Raw genomic sequence first — 18,903 nt, 5'->3', positions numbered from 1 at the left:
TATGAATGATTGGAAAATTTTTACCGGAAATAGCGAACCTCACGATAATTGGAAATTACCAGAGCCTCCGAATTGGCGGCCATTCGGTCAAGATATCACTTCGGGAGAAAGTCGGCGCGAAATCAGAGGAGAAACCTTCCAAGCCAGAGAGGAAGAAATTCAAATGGTGAATGCGGCTTTGTACTTGCGGCGACCATTATTAGTTACGGGAAGACCGGGGACAGGGAAATCCTCGTTAGCTTATGCAGTGGCAAAAGAGTTAAAACTAGGAGAAGTCTTGTATTGGCCGATTACAACTCGAACAACGCTAAAAGATGGACTGTACAACTACGATGCGATCGCCAGACTACAACGATTACAAGAAGAGAAGGAACAGCAACCCCCGAACTTTTCACAACTTTCGCCTGATGAACGAAAAAAACGATTCAAAGAGCAACTCAGAAGTATTGAAAATTATATTACTTTGGGGCCTTTAGGAACGGCTTTGCTGCCTTCGGACAAACCCCGCGTTTTGTTGATTGATGAAATTGATAAAAGTGACATTGATCTCCCCAACGATCTTTTAACTATTTTTGAAGAAGGAAGCTTTAAAATTCCCGAACTTGTGAGAATAAAAAAAGAAGTAAAAACCGCCTCAGTCCGCACGGCTTACACTGCCGATATTAGTGCAGATATTTCTGAAGGACGCATATTCTGCACCGCCTTTCCTTTTGTGCTTTTAACCAGTAATGGAGAGCGAGATTTTCCGCCACCGTTTTTGAGACGATGTTTGCGTTTAACAATGAAAGAACCTGAAAAACCGCATTTAGTTAAAATTATTGCGGCTCAGTTAGGGAAGGAGATTGGTATTGCAGAAAATTCTGAAAAATTAACCGATCAAGATCTCGATGCCCTAGTTGACCAATTTATAGAAAATCGGAAAACAGAAACATTGGCAAACGATCAACTTCTTAATGCCCTATTTATGGTAACAAAAGGACGAGTATCTACAAAAGATGGACTGATCAAACAACTTCTTAAAGATTTAGGTCAGACAGAAGAAGATGAATGAATTCTCTTGTCATCGTGCCATTGAACGCTTACTTTCTCACTTAGAACTGAGTGGGTTAATAGAACGTTTAGAACTGAGTGATGAAGACATCATTGATGCAATTTGGTTGGCTTTACAAATGGGTGTTGTAGAACCTAAAATCCCGAAAGAACAACCCAATCACTCACAAAATTCGAGCCAAAAAAATCCCCCATCGAAGACAAATTCAAGTTCTCCGTCTACTTCAGAAAAACAGCAAACGCAGACAGAATCAACTTTCAACCTTTATTCTCAAGATCCAAGCCCCCCAGGAAAATCAGAGAATGAAACCGGCGCCGAAAGTTCACCCTTTCAAGCGCCAGCGGCTCCCGCTTTGCAAAATAAACTGTCCATCGGTAGAGCTTTGCGACCCCTGATGCGGAAAGTTCCTTCTACAATGAGAACAATTCTTGATGCTGAAGCCACTGTTACCCGCATTGTAGAACAAAATATTTGGCTACCTGTGGCTCAACCTGAACCTGAACGGTGGCTGGATCTAGAATTAGTCGTTGAAGAATCTCGTTCTTCATTTATTTGGACAGAAACCATTGATGAATTCCAAAAACTGTTGGAGAATCAGGGAGCATTTCGCACCCTCAGAGCGTGGAATTTATCAAGTACAGAAACTCAGCAATTACAACTAACGAGACGGAAGAAAGATGGTCAAAAAAGTCGCTGTCAGCATCACTATCGAGAACTCATTCACAGTAATGGACGAGGTTTAATTTTAGTTGTCAGTGATTGTGTCTCTGGTATCTGGAAGCAAAAAACAATTTACCGATGGTTGCAAAATTGGTCACAAAAGGTTCCCACAGCTATCGTGCAGCTTTTTCCGGAGAGATTATGGCAAAGCAGTCAGCTAGGTTTCGGCTACAAATTGCCATTGGGCGCCTTTAACCCTGGCGTACCGAACTCAGATTTAGTGTTGCCGTCGCTCTGGGCAGAAATTAAAGAGGAAGAAGACATTAAAGAAAGACAAATCTTGAAGTTGCCTGTTGTTACTCTAGAGGCTTCGTCACTCGCAAAATGGGCAAAAGTTATAGCAGGTTGTGGAAATACCGAAACACCGGGATTTGTTCTGGATCTCGATTTCGTAAGCGAACAAATAGAAGCGGCAGAAACCGATGAACCCCAGAAAGTATCACCCGAAAACCTAGTAGATCGGTTTTTGGCAACCGCTTCACCTACGGCACAACGATTAGCCGGATTAATGGCAGCAGCACCCGTGAGTTTACCTGTCATTAATCTCATTCAAAAAATATTCTTGCCCAATCAATCAACGCCTGTTAATGTAGCCGAAGTATTTCTAAGTGGAATGATCCGGCGAACCAATGTTTTAGAGAACAATGAGCCTCCCCAGTATGATTTTGTACCAAAGGTTAGAAAACTACTCAATCGGGCGATTCATTTAGAAAAAACTGAAGAGGTGTTAGATGTAGTATCGAGATATGTCGCCGAAAATTTAGATTCATCAATTAAGGACTTTCCTGCATTTCTATCAAAATACAAAAACTTAACTGGGTCAGAACAGGAAAAACTATTACCCTTCGCTCAAGTCGCAGCAGAAGTCTTAGAAAATTTGGGAAGAGAATACGCGGTTTTTGCCGAAGAACTACGCAATCAAAGTAGGAGTAATACAATTGAAAACTTTCCACCTCTACAAACCCTTGAATTTAAAATTGCAACTGTATCGATTGAGGATGAGCCTAGCACCCCTTCTGGGATTAACCTAAAGCCCTTTAAATTCCAAGTTGCGCGAATAGAAAAAGTTAATCCCTCTACTCCATCAAACCCCGAGGATCTGATAAAAATTTTGGATGGGGAAGTTTTTCAGAAAACGGGACAACATTTGAATGAACCTCAACAGCTTATTTTAAAGGGAACATTTGCCAATCAAACCTATAACGAAATAGCAGGATCAACACCCCACTCTAGAAATTCTTTACTTCGTGTCGGGAGAAAGCTTTGGAAAATTTTATCAGAGGTTCTGGGTGAAACAGTCAATAAAAACAATGCCCGACAAGTCATAGAACGGTGGGACTCTCAACCTAGCTTAAGGATTCACTTTGATGATCGACAAAATCAATATTTTACCGAAGACTGCAATGGGGTTGAATTGGAGATGGTGCAAATTCCGGGTGGTACATTTCTGATGGGTTCTCCAAAAAATGAACCCGAACGCCACGAAGATGAAAGCCCCCAACACGAAGTTACCGTTTCAGAGTTTTTTATGGGAAAATATCCCGTTACCCAAGCCCAATGGAGAGCGATCGCCACCAGCGTGCCGAAAATCCAGCGCGACCTCAACCCCTACCCTTCAACGTTCAAAGGGGACAATCGACCCGTTGAAAGTGTCTCCTGGTACGATGCGGTAGAATTTTGCGCCCGACTCTCCCGGTACACCGGACAAGTTTATCGGCTACCCAGCGAGGCGGAATGGGAATATGCCTGCCGCGCCGGAACCACAACCCCCTTTCACTTTGGAGAAACGATTACAACCGACTTGGCGAATTATAACGGCAACTACACCTACGGAGAGGGGCTAGAAGGACAATATCGAGATGAAACCACCCCCGTAGGAAGTTTTCAGGTTGCCAATGCCTTTGGCCTGTACGATATGCACGGGAACGTTTGGGAATGGTGTGCCGACCCCTGGCATAATAACTATGAAGGCAACGCTCGCAACGGTCAGGTCTGGGACGAAAAAAATGGCGACGGTTTCTATCAAAGGTTTGATAATGATTTTTTAATCAACGCCTTAGAGGATGATCGCCCAAGGGTTAGGCGTGGCGGCTCCTGGAACGACAATCCAGGGAGCTGCCGCTCCGCGTACCGCATCGACACTTTCCCCGGCAACGTCGACGACTATAACGGGTTTCGTGTGGTGTGCGTCCCCCCCAGGACTTAGCCCTTTGCCCTCTTGCCCTCCGGGATGCTCGCCTTTGGCGAGTCGAAAATTTGAGGAGATATTGATGTTTAGTTCAAGTTAAAAAATATGAACGAACTGCCCATTATTCAGAAGACCTATGATTTAATCAAGTGGTACGTTCCGATTTTGAATCGCTTGCCGAGGGATCACCGATTTAGTTTGGGCGATCGCATCATCAACAACCTCTATGAATTGCTGGAAAAATTAATTCGCGCCCGGTTCAGCAGGGGAGAAAAATTAGAACACCTGGAAAGTATTAACATTCAACTCGATATAATCCGATATCAAACCCGTTTGCTGTACGATTTTCAACTCATTTCCGGACAGCGTTATGAATATATCAACAAACAAATCGGCGCAATAGGGTACGATCTAGGCGGATGGATCAAGCAGCAGAGGGGGTAAACAGATAGGATGAAGCGGTACGGAAACCTTTGGTCAGAAATTCTCGCCTGGGAGAACTTAAATTTAGCCGCCCGTCTCGCCCAAAAAGGCAAACGATATCGAGAAAACGTACTGGAATTCAACTATAACCTGGAGCCAAATTTATTTCAACTCCAAACCGAATTAACAGACAAAACCTACCGCCCCGGAGCCTACAAAACCTTTGAAATCTACGACCCCAAACCCCGGTTAATTTCGGCCGCACCCTACCGAGATCGGGTTGTTCACCACGCCCTCTGCAACGTTATCGTCCCCCGGATAGAGCGGTCATTTATTCGGGATAGCTACGCCAACCGAGTAGGCTACGGTTCCCACCGAGCGCTGCAACGCTTCACCCAATTTGCCCGTTCCAGCAGCTATGTATTGCAGTGCGACATTCGCAAATACTTTCCCAGCATAGACCACGAAATACTCAAAGCCCAAATCCGGCGCAAAATCAAGTGTAAAGATACCCTGTGGCTAATCGATACTATAATTGATGGTAGCAACCCCCAAGACCCCGTAATCGAGTATTTTCCGGGGGATGATTTGCTAACTCCGGTAGTGCGACGAAAAGGCTTGCCCATCGGAAATTTAACCAGTCAGTTCTTAGCAAATTTCTACCTCGATAGCTTCGACCATTTTGTAAAAGAAAAACTGCGCGTTCAGAAATATTTGAGGTATGTTGATGACTTTGCGCTCTTTGCAGGCGATCGCGAAATGTTAGCAGAAGCCCGACAAAAAATCGAAGAAAATCTGGCAAGTTTGCGCTTGAAAATTCATCCTATAAAAAGCCAACTGTTTGAAACGCGCATCGGGGCAAACTTCGTGGGATTTAGAGTATTTCCCGAGAAAATTCGGGTTCGCAACGATAACTTGAGACGGGGGAGGCTGAGGCTAAAAACCATGCAGAAAGAGTACAAACGGGGTTCTCTTACCCTGGAAAAATTAAAACAGCGAATGCAAAGTTGGGAGGCGCACCTGCGTCACGGCGACACCCACAAACTCCGAAACTCAATTGAAGTCAGAAGTCAGAAGTCAGAAGTCAGAAGTAATGAGATAGAATTGGGGAAAAAGATTAATGTTGGCGGATAGTGTGAGTAATCAACAAGTTTCTATTCAGGAAAGAACCAAAAAGTTTGCGGTTAGAATAGTCAAAGCTTGCACTTGGTTAGAAGGACAATCTAGATGAAGTCAGAAGTCAGAAGTCAGAAGTCAGAAGTAATGAGATAGAATTAGGGAGAAAGATTAATGTTGGCGGATGGTGTGAGTAATCAACAAGTTGCAGTGAAGCTCAGTCCGCTCAATCTAAAAGAGATTTTATTAGTAAATATGAAATTGCTCTTAAGGAAGCAAGAGAAACGCGATTCTGGCTGGAAGTTATCGTAGAAGCAGAACTGGTATCATTAGAAAAGTTCAAAGGACTGACCCAAGAAACCGAAGAAATCATTAAAATATTAGTGACAACTCTCAAAAAACTCAAAGAATAAATCTAGAACTTCTGACTCCTAAGCTGTTGTGCATTTAAACTGCATTGTAGAGATCGGTGTCGGGTGTTGGGTGTCGTGTAATTTTAGATGTGTAACAGCTTAACTCTTAACTTCTGACTTCTGACTTCTGACTTCTGACTTCTGACTTCTGACTTCTGACTTCTGACTTCTGACTTCAAACGGGTGTTGGGTGTCGTGTAATTTTAGATGTGTAACAGCTTAACTCTTAACTTCTGACTTCTGACTTCTGACTTCTGACTTCAAAATTGACTTCTGACTTCAAAATGGCAAAAATAACAATTCGCAAGCAAACGGGACAAGCCCAGTTTTATGTCGAAATGTTGGGTAATAATGTTGAACTGGCAATGATGAAAATTCCCGCAGGAAGGTTTCTCATGGGTTCGACTGAGGATGAGTTGGAACGCTCCGAAGATGAAGGCCGTCAACACGAAGTTACCATTTCAGAATTTTTTATGGGGCGTTATCCTATCACCCAGGGTCAGTGGAAAGCCGTTGTTGAAACTACTGAAAAGATTGAACGGGATCTCAAGCCCGACCCCTCCCGCTTCAAAGATGCCTACGAAAATTACGACCGTTGGAGTCGCCCAGTTGAGCAAGTCTCCTGGTTTGATGCCAAAGAATTTTGCGCCCGATTGAGTCAAAAAACGGGCAGAGATTACCGCCTGCCCAGCGAAGCCCAGTGGGAATACGCCTGTCGCGCCGGAACCACAACACCCTTTCACTTTGGAGAAACCATCACCACAGATCTGGCCAACTATTGTGGAACGGATCAAGAATTTGGCGGCAAAACCGTCTATAGCGGTTCCTACGGCAGAGGCCCCAAAGGAGAAGATCGAGAACAAACTACTCCGGTTGGCTACTTCCAAGTGGCGAATCCCTTTGGCTTGTGCGATATGCACGGCAACGTTTGGGAATGGTGCGAAGATAATTTCCACGACAATTATGAAGGCGCACCCGATGATGGTCGTGCGTGGTTGTCAGAAAATAAAAAAACTACATATATTGCATATAACACAAGAGTCCTTCGTGGCGGCTCCTCGGATCTCAATCCAAGCCGCTGCCGCTCCGCGTTCCGCAGGATCAATAACCCCGCCAGCGCCAACTTCACTATCGGGTTTCGTGTGGTATGTGTCCCCCCCAGGACTTAATACCGCTTCGCGGAAGTCAGAAATCAGAAGTCAGAAGTCAGAAGTCGATAAGCCAAGGGTTTCAGCTAAAGTATCTGTATCTCAACGCAAATTCCCCCATCGCCTATAACGGGTGTTGTGTTCAATGAAAGACGAAACCCGTTTTATTTTGCAGCTTTACTTTTCCAAGTGCATCTAATTTAGATGCTTAATAATTTTCCGAAATCAAAAGTTTTTCTAACAACTCCCTGCCACTTTTTTCAAGATAAAACTATTGCTGACTTAATTGCTTTTTGATACTCACATACAACTCCTTCGTTGTTCTTGACCAAAGATTACCAAAATCCCCTCCCATCAATTTCCAACAAATCAAAGGTTGAAAGGGAGCATTAATATCGTTCCATTCGGGTTGATTTCTTTTGGCGATCGCATCATTAAAAAATGATACCATCTCGTCAATTTGCTGATTCGTAATCGGTTGACCATTCGCTAAAGCTTCCGATAAAACCCAGGTCTTCTGGCCACCGTTATCGTAGTAAAGTTTTAGCCCTTCTTGAGCTTCTTGGGACACCTCAGACGGTGCGATCACTTCATACTCAGGTGCGCTGGACTCAGACCTTGATACCATTGCTTGGACTGTCAACTCCATGTCAACCAATTCGATGTAAATCTTGGAACAGGCAGCTTGAAACTGAGAATATGGGTTTTCCAACGTTTCGGTAGTCGAGTCCATAGCCGTATTTAGAGGTGCTTTTGACATTTTAGCATTGTTGTGAATGGTAGGAAACAGTGGGGACACTCTCCTTGTATCCATTGAGCAGGAATTGAAAAGGGGGTTCCACAGTTGGTACACTTCGATAATAAACGCAGTTGATGGCGATCGCACCCAAACTTATTTTTCGACTGCCAGACAATTTGATGACAGGGGTTTTCTTGGTAGCAAGCGCCACACAACAAAATCGGTCTGGGTTGTAAGGTCATCCCTCGATGGGGAAGCATCAGCATCAGTCTGTCAACTTCAACTTGAACAATAGCCGCCAATGCTTCCAATTCTTGAGGTTGAGGAAAAGGGTTCAAATAAAGTTTTTCCCACCGGGAGATTGTAGCCCCCAATCCCGTTAATTTGCCCAGTTGAGCAGGCTTGAGATAATTTTCCCTCTGAAACCTGCCCAAAAAATGGCTGAGACTCTCTCCTTTGAGAGGTTCAACCGTAAAAAGCTGAGGTTTTCGATTAGTCATATCTCATTACTCATATCGAACCAGAACTTCATCCAAAGTTTCCCGATCAATCTTGGAATTGCCCTTCTTCAATGAAAGAATCGCAGCCCTTCTTAAAACTCGATCCAAGAGACCAATTGTGCCACCCGTTTTCTCGTACAATCGTCTCAAGGTTTCTGGCTTTGTTAAGTTAGAAGGAACGGGCAGCTTAACAATATCATCTTCCCACATTTGAACAACTTTAGGGAATTGATTTTCTGTTAGGGCTTTGAGCCGATAACATTCAACAAATCGCCTGTGAATGTACTCCTTTTTTTTTATTAGATTATCTAATTCATCTGTTCCAGTTAAAACCATTGAGATTCTGCAAATATCGTGAATCCGCGCAATTTCACTCAAGGTTTTGAGGTTGAGGAAATTGGCTTCATCAATAATAATCATCTCCACCTTTGACTCTTTGAGTAACCTCTGTAAGCGGCGGCGAAGTTGAGTCACGTTGCCCGAGGTTTCATCATAGCCTAATTCTTCCAGTAGCAAGGATAATAATTCTCCCGACTGACAGTCCCCCGGAACTTGCGTATATAAAACGGGTATAATATCCCTTCTTCCCAAGCGTTTTTGAGGTCTGTTTAGCAGCCGATAAATGTCGCAAGTCACAGATTTTCCCGTTCGAGACGGTGCAATAATTCGGCCGCATTGTTTCATCAGGCGCAAATCATTGAGCCAACTATGAATTTTCTCGATATGATCAAGCTCAATCACCTGGGGAGAGATTAAACGTTCCAGTTCTTTTTGGGTTTCTGCTGTCAGAGGCTCGTCTCCCCAGAGATTTTCTATCCATTTGCGTAAATCATCTGCCATGATATTTTAAGTTCTGCACCAAGGTCAAAAATATTTAATTAAACAATCTTGAAATCCTCTCTCAACACGCTCAACAAACTACCCGTCATAATCTCTACGGAGTTGGTCATAGTCAAAAACTCGCCTCTTAACAGGAGAAAGAGTTTGTTCTACAGCAGGTTCTTCTCGTTGAGTGATTGGCTCTGGAGAAGGATGAACCAATTTCTGTTCCTCTTTCTTTCGCTGCTGAACACTTTTTTTCTTTTTCTTATCCTTGATAAAAGCATCGCGATCGCGTACTTCTTCGAGAATAGAATGGTTGCTAATCGTCTTCGCCTCGGCCCGTATTTTTCTGCTTGCGGCTTTGGCTTCTTCAAGAGATAAACATTCTCGTTCCAAGTCCATCGCATTGGCAGGTGCTAAAAAGACTTCTTTTCCCTTGTCTAAGCGATAAACCCACACGGTTGTAATATCTCTGGGATCGTAACGCAAAATTACGTTGTCCCCTGCATAGGCAGCCAAAGTGTCTCCTCGGTATCGGATATTCTCAAAGGTTAGATATCCTCCTCGATAAATTGTCCGTCGGGTTTGTTTTTTCAGGCAAACATCCAACTCTCGCTCGCCGATCAATCGCGGAAGCGCAGGTAAACCTGCTTCCCAACGTTGAAACCGAGTTTGATTTCCACTACGAGCATCGATTTTTTGGTTGTAATTGTCCACAATATAGCGGACAATCAATTGGTGAAGTTCTTCCAAAGTTAGGCAAGCTTCTTTCTCAGCTTCGGGAGGGCGTTGTTGAACATTAGAACCAAGATATCCAGAGAAACCCGCTAAAAAATCTGTATTAATTATTCCAAACCCACGTTCTTCAATACCCCCTTCGGAAGGGCGATCGCGCAAATGATGCTCCATCTGGAGTTGAAAAGCAATCTGTTTCAAGTGATCGGATTTGAACTCCTTACCTCCATCGGTAAACAGATGTTCCGGCACCCCATAAGTTCCCCACTCACAATTGAGCTTGAATTCAGGGCTGTATTTTTTGGGCAAAATTGCATGACGCAAAGCCAAAGATACCACTTGAGAACTGGGTGAGTCAAAATCCAGGTAAATTCCCATGATGCAGCGAGAATAGCTATCGGTGATTTTCGTTAACCGGGGACGGCTTAGAGGTTTACCGTATCGGTCAACGAGCATGATGTCGAGTGGGGTATGATCGCACTGCCAAACGTGGTTGCTGTACTTGACTTCTATTGTTGAACCCGCACGAGTTTTATGGGAAAGCGTTGAACCTGTCCAACCTATATTACGGATTTTTTGCTTTTTCTGTTTCTTCTCAATAATGGGGTTGAGAACCCGATAAACACTCATCCGAGAAGGAAATTCTGTCAATCCCTGCCGATCCGCTTCTGCTGCTACCCGAATCGCTACTTGAGCGGGAGTCATTTTACGCCCCTGTTTATTACCATCCTTGTAAGTCTTAATAATAAAATCTTGCCATTGTGGGCTAATCCGATATTCTCCTTTATCCGAGCGTTCTGTTACGGTGATGGCAGATATGCCTTTCTCGTTATAATCTTTGAGTAGATACTGAATTGTTCGGACAGTTTTCCCCAACTTAGCTGCGGCTTCTTTAACTCTCTCTCCTCTAATTTTGCGATTGGGTGCAGATAAGATGTTTTGAACACATTCCATCTTGAGCTTGGCTTCGGAGGAAAGTTCTGTTACTATCTCGTACCCTTCCGTTTGGTGTGAAGGTTCTGTAACTTCGGGAACCTCCTCTGAAATTGAAGAAAGATTGAGTTGAAATGAATCACCGTTAGACTTATTGACGAGTGAGTCGTTCATGGGTTTGTCTTGGGCAATCTTGCTTGGTATAGAGTAATTCGTCAACAGCCACAATAAAATCAAGATATCACAAAAATTTTAAAAAATGAAGCTTAATTTGTGATCGATGGAAAAATACTTAAAATCGCCGCTTTTTTAAAAAACGAAAACTAATTTGTGATTTCTTTAAAAAACGAAAACTAATTTGTGAAATTGATTGGGTTGCGAAAATCGGGCTATAATCCTTGAAAGTATTGCTATAAGATGATTTCAGCTAATTTATTCTAGCGAAATTAATTTGAGAAAACGAAATATAATTTGATACTCGACATATTGTATAACGTCTTTAGTAATAAAACCAAGTTAGGTTTATTACGGTCAAAACCATTGAGATTCTGCAAATATGTGAATCCGCAAGTGAAAGCCTTGTCCCTTAAGTGTTTTTTTTGATGAAGTTAATGCGGACGAAAGGACTTGAACCTTCACACCTTGCGGTACTAGAACCTAAATCTAGCGCGTCTACCAATTCCGCCACGTCCGCTTATTCCTAGCATTCTATTATAGCATAAGTCGTCGGGGAAAAGTCAAGTTAATCGTGAAGACAAGGGAACAGGTTCCGGCGGATCTGGGAACCGTAAGGAATTGAGCAAGATTTACAGTTGTTGACACAGCTTGGTTGATTTATGTCCGACTACTTAGATTAATCAATAAAATCCAATAAATTTGAGGAATTCGGGAAAAACATCAGTCCCTCAACCTCAGCCCGAGAAATGCGATCGCCTCAAATCTTGGAAAAATGGATCAAGTTTAAGCTAAATCCCTAAAAAATCAAGAGAGATTTTACAAACCCTTTACATTCCACCCGGATTATTTTACATAAGTATCTTGTATTAGTCATTTGAACCGCATAAGCTCATTTCTATTGTTTGATAAAATCCTTGAAAGTTTCAAAAAAACCTCTAAACTTTACCCAGTCACTGCTATCGCTTGGATAGCGTTCATCGGTCTAATTAAGCTATTGACAAACCTCTCTATGTAAGAGGCTAATATATGCTGAAAAATTTACAATCAGGGTCGAGCAATCAAGCTCGAATTTGTATTCTCGGGGGTGGGTTTGCGGGGTTATACACAGCTTTGTACTTAGATCGTCTATTTGGATCTAAAGCGAACAAACCCGAAATTATTTTAATTGATCAAAAAGATCGCTTCCTGTTTACTCCCTTTCTCTATGAATTAATCACAGGAGAACTTCAAACTTGGGAAGTTGCGCCTCCCTTTTGAAAATTATTAATAGACACTGAGGTGCAATTTCGTCAAGGAACGATCCAAGGGGTTGATTTAGAAAGACATCAAATTCAACTGCAAGATAGCCCTGCTTTATTCTACGATTATTTAGTTCTCGCTGTTGGAAGACGAACCTATTCTGATGTTCCAGGTGTCTCGACTCATGCTTATGCTTTCCGAACCCTAAGTGATGCAATACGTTTGCAAGAGAAACTACACATTCTCGAAAATTCTAACTTATCTAAAATTAGAGTTGGAATTCTCGGTGGCGGAGCAAATGCAGTTGAATTAGCAGGGAAATTAGTAGATCGTTTAGGAGAACGAGGCGAGATTTCTTTAATTGTTCGAGGTCAAAAAATCCTCAAAAACTTTTCTACCTGTTGCCAAAATGTGGCGTATAAATCCCTAATTAATCGGGGTGTTCAGATCAAGTTTCAAACCCAAGTTGAGGCGGTAGGTGAAAATTCTATTAATATAATTCAGGGAAGTCAAACCTATACTGTTCCTGTGGATTTAGTGATTGGAACCATTGGAACTCAAGCCAGAGAATGGCTACATCTTCTCTCATGTCAACATAATAGTCAAGGACAGCTACTAACTCAACCGACACTGCAACTGATTGATTTTCCTGAAGTCTTTGCTTTAGGTGATTTAGCAGATATACGCGATCGCAAAGGTCAACAAGTTCCAACAACGGCTCAAGCCGCATTTCAACAAGCAAATTGTGCGGCTAAAAATCTCAAAGCAGCAATTGATAAAAAACCCTTACGAGCGTTTCATTATTTACATTTAGGACAGATGTTAACGTTAGGAGTTCACTCTGCAACTGTCTCTAGTTTTGGAATAGAACTGAAAGGATTTCTCGCTCGTTTGACTCGAAAAGCTGTTTATATCTTGCTCAGAATGCCGACAATTGATCATCGTTATCAAGTTGTTCGTTATCGATTAAAACGATTAGCTTTAAAAAGTGTTCAGCAATTTATCCAAGGGTTTAAACAAGCAGTTTATCGATTCAAAAAAGCATTCTCATTTTTTCTTTAGTTCAGTCGTGATTCAAGTTTTTTAACGGAAACAAGCATTAATATCAGGGAAAAACAATGAAAACCACACTTTCCATAAATCTCGAAAACAGAGCAAAACAGCTCATCTCTCCGTTGATCCTGATCTGCTTAATTTTGCAAACAGGGGCTGCGGTTAGATTTTTTTGCTTAGGGCAGATCTTTTCTTTTTTACCTGCTGCTGTTAATGTAGGTTGTGATCCGCTACTTTATCCTTTTTTATCCTATGCAATGTATAGCAGTGCAAAGTATGAAGGAGAAACCGTCAAAAAGTATACTTTAGTTGGTAAATTAACCGATGGAACAGAAGGAGTTTTCAATCATAAATCACTGGGAATGAAAGATTATAAGTTTAAAACTTATACAGCAAATATACAAAAGGATGAGCAGACATTATCTGAATTTATCAAACTGTATGAAGCTAAAAATGGAAAGCAGATTCAGGAACTATTGTTAAACGTGGACAGTTATAAAATTACCAAAGACGGTATTAAAATCATTCCTGAAACTGTCACAAAAACTATATTTAAAAAATAGTCTGGAGAAAAAAATGGAAATACAAAAACGTCAACATTCAATCTTAGAAATCTGGAATAATTACTGGTTTCGTCCAGCACCCTTGTTTAATCTGGCTATTTGTCGGATTATTTTTGTCACCTTTCAACTCATCTATATTCTCAAACCAGACTATTTCAATAATATCTTGAATCGAGCCTCATGGCCTGATGCTGTTTATACTCCTTTACCTTTTGTTCAATTACTAACTTTACCCTTTGGCTGGAGTGAACCGCCACCCGATATTTTTATATTTGCGATTTACTGGATTACCGTAGGAACAGGGCTTTTTGCTTTACTCGGTTTCAAAACCAACTTGAGTTTAATCCCCTTCTCACTCGGCTGTCTTTGGATGCAAAAATATCTCTATTCTTTTGGAAAATATCATCATCCTGAAGCTTTAATGATGATGGCTTTATTTGTGCTGGCACTCAGTCCATCTGGTCGAGTTTTATCGATTGATGACATCGGAAAACGGATTCAATTTAACCTGAAAAAACGAAAGTTTGAAACCTTCAATATTGTAGAGGAAAATAGCAGTTTTGCTCGCTGGCCGTTACTGTTTGTTCAGTGGATGTTTGCATTGGTTTATCTGAGTGCAGGACTAGCTAAACTCACGAATGATGGATTAGATTGGTTCAATGGATATACACTGCAATACTATTTGCTAACAGATGGTTTGCGCTGGGGAAGTGATTTAGGAGTCTGGCTCGCACATAATCATACAATGGCGGTGCTATCTTCATTGATGGCGGTTGGGTTTGAAGCCACTTTCTTTCTCGTGCTGATTTTTCCACAACTTGTCTGGATTTATATTCCTTTAGGAGCATCTCTTCACATCGGCATTTATTTAGCCCAGAGAGCGCCTTTTTTCCAGTTTATTGCACTTTATGCGGTGTTTATTCCTTGGGCTTCTATTGTTCAAAAATTCACGACTCGTCCCTGGTCTTCCGCCTCAAATCAGAAACCGGAAATTCTCTATGATGGTCTATGTCCTCTGTGTATTCGCTCAATGACAGTATTGTGTTATTTTGATTGGTTTAATCGTCTAATTTACAGTGATTTAGAACAACGATGGCCAAGGATAGCTGAGACTCATCCACAGATTTCACTGCAAGCTTGTCTAGAGGAAATGCACTTAATTTTACCGAATGGAGCGGTCAGAAAGGGATTTTTTGCCTTTCGAGAAATTTTGCGGTATATTCCGATTTTATGGCCGTTACAACTGGTTCTCTATCTTCCAGGTTCATCGAATTTTGGCCCTAAGATTTACAAGTTTGTTGCATCTAGAAGAAAACGCTTTAATCAATGTAGTTTTGAAACTTGCTCGATAGATTCTCAGAAGTAAGTTCACTCAAATCTAAGGTGTTCGTGAGATTTTGCAAAAAAATAAGGACTGGGTTAACTGCCCAGTCCCTTAAAAATACCCTCAAGTCTTTCTTGTCGATAAGGAACAAACAAACGCATTCATTCTGGATTGATTATCACATCGACAAACCCAATTGCACCACTGTCTAAAGATAGACTTTTCGATTTTGCCCTTTCTATCGCAAGTCAGAGGTGCTGTCGGAAACGGCTAACGAACAGAGAAATCAGTTGAAATCAGTTGTAATAGTTCTTTACGTTCCGGTTTTCCAATAGCAGACAAGCTTTCCAAACACTTCGCCTCAGCAACAAAAGTAATCAGTAACCAAGAATGAGACAATATCATCTTGTAATTGAGTAGTATTAGATCCTGAAAAAATTAATAGCGATCTACTGAGTCTGAACACCATGGAACAACATCAGAAGTCAACGGTCGTAATTACCGGAGCCTCGTCAGGAGTGGGTTTACAAGCCGCAAATGCCTTAGCTAAAAAGGGCTGGTATGTGGTGATGGCTTGTCGGAATGTAGAGAAAACGGAAAAAGCCGCTCAGTCCGTTGGAATTCCCGCCGACAGCTATACTATCATGCCTCTCGACTTAGCCTCCCTAGAGAGTGTTCGCCAGTTTGTCAAGACATTTCGGGAAAGCGGAAAGTCTCTCGATGCTTTAGTGTGTAATGCGGCGGTTTATCTCCCCTTAGAGAAGGAACCGTTACGAAGTGCAGATGGCTATGAATTAAGTGTGGCGACGAACCACCTGGGACATTTTCTGCTGTGTAACCTGATGTTAGAGGATTTGAAGCATTCAGGCACTTCCGAACCCCGACTGATTATATTAGGAACTGTAACCGCAAACCCCAAAGAATTAGGCGGAAAAATTCCCATTCCTGCACCTCCCGACTTAGGAAATCTGCAAGGATTAGAAGCCGGATTTAAAGCCCCGATTACGATGATTGATGGTAAAAAGTTTAAATCGGGTAAAGCCTACAAAGATAGTAAACTCTGCAATGTTTTAACGATGCGGGAGTTGCATCGTCGTTATCACGAATCGACGGGAATTGTGTTTAGTTCTCTGTATCCCGGTTGTGTCGCGACAACAGCTTTGTTCAGAAATCATTATCCTCTGTTTCAGAAGATTTTTCCTTGGTTCCAAAAAAATATAACAGGCGGATTTGTCTCCGAAGAACTCGCAGGTGAACGGGTGGCGATGGTTGTAGCTGACCCCGAATACAACAAATCTGGTGTTTATTGGAGTTGGGGAAATCGACAAAAAGAAGGTCGCCAGTCTTTTGTTCAAGAGGTATCCAATGAAGCCCTCGACGATAGTAAAGCCGAACGGTTGTGGGAACTAAGTGCTAAATTAGTTGGACTGGCATAACTTGTGTGTATAGAGTTTTTGCAGCCGATTTGGGATAGGTAGATTCGCCATTCTATCAATCGATAAAGTGCAATTCAACCCGCCCTTACGGATGAAAACTCTTATAGAAAACGCATTTTTTCTCTGTTTTCGAGTTTGATGATTTTTTAGATCGTGTTTTCAATTACACCGATTTTAGCATAAATTTTCACAGGCTCAGGCTACACAGTTTGAGCCTTTTATGTGTAGTAATGCCAGAGTTTTCAAAAATACAATTGCGACTCATGGGGTTTACCATTGAAGAGATGATTCTAAGAGCTGAGTTGCATTTTCCACATCCAATGGTTTTGCGAATAAATAACCTTGACCAAAATCACAATTGAGTTCTTGTAACTGGTTTAATTGTTCTACTGTTTCAACCCCTTCCGCGACAACATTCATCCCCATGTGATGAGCAATATTAATAATAACAGGTACTAACCCCAGTTTTTCAGCAGTTCCATTTAAACGTCCTGTAAAAGATTTATCAATTTTCAAGGTATCAATCGAAAAACAATCAAGATAACTCAGAGAAGAATAACCCGTCCCAAAATCATCTAAACAAATATGAATGTGCCGCTCACGAAGTTGTTCTAAAACATTTTGTGCTTTTTGTTGATTTTCCATAATCGCACTTTCTGTAATCTCAAACTTTAGATATTGAGAGTCTAGAGACGTTTTTTCTAAAATTTTGTCAATTTGCGAAATCAAATCTATTTGAGAAAATTGACGCGCAGATAAATTGACATTAATTGTAATTTCTGACCCCGCCAAACCGTTCATTTGCCAGGTTTTCAGTTGTTGACAAGTTTGTTCTAATATCCAATAACCAATCGGAATAATTAAACCTGTTTCTTCGGCTATCGGAATAAATTCAGCAGGTGAAATAAAACCCAGATTTGAATGTATCCAGCGTGCTAAAGCTTCAAACCCCATCAATTTCCCCGTCTTTAAATCAATAATCGGCTGATAATTGAGTTTCAATTCATTGAGAGAAATCGCTTTCCGTAAATCCGTTTCAATTTGCAGCGTTTGCACCGCTTTATGATACATTGCCGGGTCAAAAACTTGATAGCGATTTCCCTGTTTTTTAGCCCGATACATCGCTGCATCTGCGTCTCGGAGAATATGCTCAGGTTGAGTATAACTACTGTTACTCAAGGCAATACCAATACTCGCATTCACATAAACATCATATTTTCGCAGCTTGAAAGGACAAGATAAAGTTTCAATTACTTTTTCAGCAACCCCTACTGCTGGCGTAATATCTGCAACTTGAGTCAGGAGAATCGCAAATTCATCGCCGCCTAACCGTGCTAATATATTAACCTCGGGTAAAGCCTCTGCTAATCGATGAGCCACAGCCGTTAATAACTGATCACCAACCGAATGACCGAGAGAATCATTAACCACTTTGAAGCGATCGCAATCAATATACAGCAATCCAAACTTATAAGAAGAATCAGCTTGAGCTTGTTTGAGTGCCTCTTGTAATCGATCTATAAATAAGGCTCGATTAGGTAGACCTGTTAACTCATCGTGAAACGCCATTTTAGTCAATTTAGCATGAACTTCCTCCAATTGATGAGTCCGTTCTTTAACTTGTTGTTCAAGTTCCGCATTCAGTAGAGAAATTTTTTGATTCACCGCTTGTAAGGCGAGATGATGTTGTACCCGAGCTAAAACTTCTTGAGATTGAAACGGTTTGCTAATATAATCTACAGCCCCCACCGTAAACGCTTTCACCTTATCAAAAACATCATCAAGCGCACTCAAAAAAATAACCGGAACATCAGCCGTTTCGGGATTAGCTTTCAAACGAGAACAGACCTCATAACCATCGATATCTGACATCATAATATCCAACAGAATCAACTGAGGCAACTTCGCCTGAACCGCTTGTAACGCCATTGTACCGTTAATCGCTTGACGAACCTCATATCCTTTGCGACTGAGTAATCTTGACAAAAGCCGCAGGTTGGCAGGTTGATCGTCAACAATGAGAATATCAGAATTGTCGATGGGAAGGGTTTGTTGATCCATCTTGGGCAAAAAAGAAACTGGGTAGTTGACAACCTAAAACTAAAAACAATTAAAAATACAAATTAAACTTGATACTCTCTAAATTCTCCATCACTCCCCAACAGACAGTAATTTCAGGCTAGACTTACATCATATCTAGTAAACTACCCATCGCCAACGCAAAGCTTTTGGCAGAGGCTCTATCCCTAACCCACCCCATCAGGAAACAACAAAAGTTGCCCCTCTAATTGACAAGAATAGGTCGAGATTTCAGGCTGATTTA

15 protein-coding genes, 1 tRNA gene and 1 pseudogene are annotated in these 18,903 nt (G+C 41.6%); 11 read left to right on the top strand and 6 right to left on the bottom strand.

From position 1 onward, the window contains the following. Window position 1: 1 nt before the first annotated feature. From VB836_RS18410 to VB836_RS18380, 6 genes and pseudogenes are all read left to right on the top strand, one after another. A complete protein-coding gene (locus tag VB836_RS18410; RefSeq protein ID WP_323221384.1) occupies window positions 2–1,051 on the top strand; it encodes an AAA family ATPase in 1,050 nt (349 codons plus the stop codon). Beyond that, the gene (locus VB836_RS30390; protein WP_407659698.1) at window positions 1,044–3,977 is read left to right on the top strand and encodes an SAV_2336 N-terminal domain-related protein; all 2,934 of its coding nucleotides are present in this window, start codon (window positions 1,044–1,046) and stop codon (window positions 3,975–3,977) included. Before VB836_RS18410 ends, VB836_RS30390 begins: the two co-directional genes overlap by 8 nt. A gap of 87 nt (window positions 3,978–4,064) precedes the next feature. Continuing rightward, window positions 4,065–4,403, top strand: coding sequence for a diversity-generating retroelement protein Avd (gene avd / locus VB836_RS18395; RefSeq protein ID WP_323221382.1), 339 nt, complete (start codon window positions 4,065–4,067; stop codon window positions 4,401–4,403). Between the two features lie 9 nt (window positions 4,404–4,412). Next, window positions 4,413–5,516, top strand: a complete 1,104-nt coding sequence (locus VB836_RS18390; protein ID WP_323221380.1) for an RNA-directed DNA polymerase — start codon at window positions 4,413–4,415, stop codon at window positions 5,514–5,516. Between the two features lie 200 nt (window positions 5,517–5,716). Continuing rightward, a pseudogene (locus VB836_RS18385) lies at window positions 5,717–5,911 on the top strand (four helix bundle protein); the annotation flags it as partial. Between the two features lie 284 nt (window positions 5,912–6,195). Next, window positions 6,196–7,080 carry a formylglycine-generating enzyme family protein gene (locus VB836_RS18380; protein WP_323221379.1) on the top strand — a complete coding sequence of 295 codons (885 nt, stop codon included), beginning with the start codon at window positions 6,196–6,198 and terminating at the stop codon, window positions 7,078–7,080. A gap of 250 nt (window positions 7,081–7,330) precedes the next feature. Here the strand turns inward: VB836_RS18380 and VB836_RS18375 are convergent, their stop codons facing one another. The 5 genes from VB836_RS18375 to VB836_RS18355 form a co-directional block, all read right to left on the bottom strand. Further along, window positions 7,331–7,819 (bottom strand): hypothetical protein, encoded by a 489-nt coding sequence (locus tag VB836_RS18375; RefSeq protein WP_323221377.1) that lies wholly within the window; start codon window positions 7,817–7,819, stop codon window positions 7,331–7,333. Beyond that, the gene (locus VB836_RS18370; protein ID WP_323221375.1) at window positions 7,801–8,298 is read right to left on the bottom strand and encodes a TniQ family protein; all 498 of its coding nucleotides are present in this window, start codon (window positions 8,296–8,298) and stop codon (window positions 7,801–7,803) included. Before VB836_RS18370 ends, VB836_RS18375 begins: the two co-directional genes overlap by 19 nt. Before the next feature lie 6 nt (window positions 8,299–8,304). Then, window positions 8,305–9,138: a TniB family NTP-binding protein gene (locus VB836_RS18365; RefSeq protein ID WP_323221373.1), complete on the bottom strand. Its 834-nt coding sequence runs from the start codon at window positions 9,136–9,138 to the stop codon at window positions 8,305–8,307. A gap of 78 nt (window positions 9,139–9,216) precedes the next feature. Next, entirely contained in the window at window positions 9,217–10,962 is a 1,746-nt protein-coding gene (locus VB836_RS18360; RefSeq protein ID WP_323221371.1) for a Mu transposase C-terminal domain-containing protein, read from the bottom strand. A gap of 438 nt (window positions 10,963–11,400) precedes the next feature. Further along, a tRNA-Leu gene (locus tag VB836_RS18355) sits at window positions 11,401–11,482 on the bottom strand. Window positions 11,483–11,991: 509 nt separating this feature from the next. Between VB836_RS18355 and VB836_RS18350 the strand changes: the two genes are divergently transcribed. From VB836_RS18350 to VB836_RS18330, 5 genes are all read left to right on the top strand, one after another. Next, complete coding sequence (locus tag VB836_RS18350) at window positions 11,992–12,222, top strand: hypothetical protein (RefSeq protein ID WP_323221369.1); 231 nt, start codon at window positions 11,992–11,994, stop codon at window positions 12,220–12,222. A gap of 21 nt (window positions 12,223–12,243) precedes the next feature. Beyond that, window positions 12,244–13,266: an NAD(P)/FAD-dependent oxidoreductase gene (locus VB836_RS18345; protein WP_323221367.1), complete on the top strand. Its 1,023-nt coding sequence runs from the start codon at window positions 12,244–12,246 to the stop codon at window positions 13,264–13,266. A 56-nt stretch (window positions 13,267–13,322) separates the two neighbouring features. Next, a complete protein-coding gene (locus VB836_RS18340) occupies window positions 13,323–13,820 on the top strand; it encodes a hypothetical protein (RefSeq protein WP_323221365.1) in 498 nt (165 codons plus the stop codon). A 13-nt stretch (window positions 13,821–13,833) separates the two neighbouring features. After that, window positions 13,834–15,186: a DCC1-like thiol-disulfide oxidoreductase family protein gene (locus VB836_RS18335; RefSeq protein WP_323221364.1), complete on the top strand. Its 1,353-nt coding sequence runs from the start codon at window positions 13,834–13,836 to the stop codon at window positions 15,184–15,186. A 425-nt stretch (window positions 15,187–15,611) separates the two neighbouring features. Beyond that, entirely contained in the window at window positions 15,612–16,580 is a 969-nt protein-coding gene (locus VB836_RS18330; protein ID WP_323221361.1) for a protochlorophyllide reductase, read from the top strand. Window positions 16,581–16,850: 270 nt separating this feature from the next. Here VB836_RS18330 and VB836_RS18325 read toward each other — a convergent pair whose 3' ends face one another. Next, entirely contained in the window at window positions 16,851–18,641 is a 1,791-nt protein-coding gene (locus VB836_RS18325) for a two-component system response regulator (protein WP_323221359.1), read from the bottom strand. Window positions 18,642–18,903 lie beyond the last annotated feature (262 nt).

Source organism: Limnoraphis robusta BA-68 BA1, from assembly GCF_034932365.1.
In the GTDB taxonomy this organism is placed as follows: Bacteria; Cyanobacteriota; Cyanobacteriia; order Cyanobacteriales; family Microcoleaceae; genus Capilliphycus; species Capilliphycus robustus.
The sequence above is the reverse complement of the archived record's forward strand: the minus strand, read 5'-3'. Positions and strand labels throughout refer to the sequence as shown.